This is a genomic window from Mesorhizobium sp. M2C.T.Ca.TU.002.02.1.1, from assembly GCF_003997225.1.
The window spans coordinates 1-2,039 of record NZ_RZTO01000984.1 but is presented as its reverse complement, the minus strand read 5'-3'; the positions used below and the strand labels follow the sequence as shown (position 1 = coordinate 2,039).

The 2,039-nt window shown below is 62.6% G+C and carries 2 protein-coding genes; both read left to right on the top strand.

Annotation, left to right across the window (positions count from 1 at the left end):
* A partial coding sequence (locus EOD07_RS32340) for a substrate-binding domain-containing protein (protein ID WP_127238142.1) occupies positions 1-894 on the top strand: 894 nt, incomplete at its 5' end.
* A gap of 62 nt (positions 895-956) precedes the next feature.
* The gene (locus EOD07_RS32335; protein WP_127238141.1) at positions 957-2,024 is read left to right on the top strand and encodes a sugar ABC transporter substrate-binding protein; all 1,068 of its coding nucleotides are present in this window, start codon (positions 957-959) and stop codon (positions 2,022-2,024) included.
* Positions 2,025-2,039 lie beyond the last annotated feature (15 nt).

Sequence of the window (2,039 nt, the reverse complement as noted above, 5' to 3'; positions counted from 1 at the left end):
GTCAACAAGGGACCGCTGAAAGGCCGCGTCGACCTCAAGATCGAAAATGCCGAGAACACGGTCCAGGCGCAGATCAACTCGCTGAACAACATCATCCGGCAGAAGCCCGACGCCATCCTGATCGACGCGTCGTCGGCGGAGGCTCTCAATCCCACGATCAAGAAGGCCTGCGACGCCGGCATCGTCGTCGTCAGCTTCGACCAGACTGTGTCGGCCGAATGTGCCTACAAGCTGCATTCCGACTTCGACATCATGGCCAACAACCAGGCCGAATGGATGGCCTCCATGCTCGGCGGCAAGGGCAAGGTCTTCATGGATCGGGGCCTCGCCGGCGCGCCGATATCCGAGCAGTTCGAGAAGAACTTCGGCGCCGTGCTCAAGAAATATCCCGGCATCGAGATCGTCGGCTATTTCAACGGCAACTATGCTGCCGGGCCCGAACAGGAAGGCGTGGCGAGCCTGCTCGCGGCGCATCCGGAGGTCGACGGCATCTTCTCGCAAGGCTACGGCACCGGCGCCATCAAGGCGTTGCAGAATGCCGACCGGCCGATGGTGCCGGTCGTCGCCGCCGCCTTCAACGGCACCGGTGTCACCTGCGCCGAGACCAAGGGCGCGAAATGCTGGCTCGGCGCCAATCCGCCGTCGCTGTCTGCGGAGGCGATCAAGCTCGCCGTCGACATACTCGATACCGGCAAGAAGCCGGCCGACACGACCGTGCTGTTCAATTCGCCGGGCCTGACCACGGACATGGTCGCGGCCAAATACGCACCGAATTCCTCGGCCGTGAAGATCGAGCTCGGCAAGACCGTGTTCCCCGATCTGGCGCCGGGTCTTTCGCTGCCGGTGTCGCCAAGCTGGGTGGAGATCACGCCCAAGGAGGCCTCGGGAAGCTGATTTGATGAGGAGAGGGCGCCGCAGCGCGACGATTTCGAAACGAAAAACGGGAGGAGAAAATCATGAAATTATTGAGCCGTCACACCGGCCTCGCAGTGCTTGCCGCGACCATGATGGCGGTCGGCATGCAGGCCGGGCATACCGAGGACAAGAAGCCCTATACCATCTATCTTTCCAACAATTTCGTCGGCAACGACTGGCGCCAGCAGATGGAGCGCGTCGCCACCGTGTCGGTCAACAAGGGGCCGCTCAAAGGGCGCGTCGACCTCAAGATCGAGAATGTCGAGAACACCGTACAGGCGCAGATCAACTCGCTGAACAACATCATCCGCCAGAAGCCGGACGCGATCCTGGTCGATGCCGGTTCGGATTCGGCGCTCAACCCCACCATCAAGAAGGCCTGCGACGCCGGCATCGTCGTCATCAGCTTCGACCAGGTGGTGACCGAGCCCTGCGCCTATGCCGTCGCTTCCGATTGGGACCGCATCCCCGCCGTCATGGCCGAGTGGATGGCTACGCAGCTCGGCGGCAAGGGCAACATCATCCTCGACCGCGGCCTCGCCGGCGCGCCGATCTCGGCACAATTGCAGGGCGGCTATGAGAAGGTGCTGGCCAAATATCCCGACATCAAGGTGGTCGGCTATTACAACGGCAATTATGCGCTCGGACCGGAACAGTCCGGCGTGGCGGCACTGCTTGCCGCCAATCCGAAGATCGACGGCATCATGACGCAAGGCTACGGCTCGGGCGCCATCCAGGCGCTGAAGGATGCCGGCCGGCCGATCGTCCCGGTCGTCGGCTTCTCCTACAATGTCGCGGCCGTCACCTGCGCGCAGACGCAAGGCGCCAAGTGCATCCTTGGCTCTAACCCGGCCTATCTGTCCTCGGAAGCGATCAAGCTTGCGGTCGATATTCTGGACACCGGTAAGAAGCCGGCCGAACGCTCGGTGTCGGTCAAGGGTGATTTCGTGACGACCGATCCCTTCGAGTCGAAGCTCTATCCGGGCACCAAGATGATCAAGATCGCGGTCGGCGAGAATGCTTTCCCCGACCAGGCGCCCGGCCTGACGCTGCCGATCACGCCCGACTGGGTCGAGATCACCGCCGCGGAAGCGGCCGGCAGCAAGTAACATCCTGTCCCACGA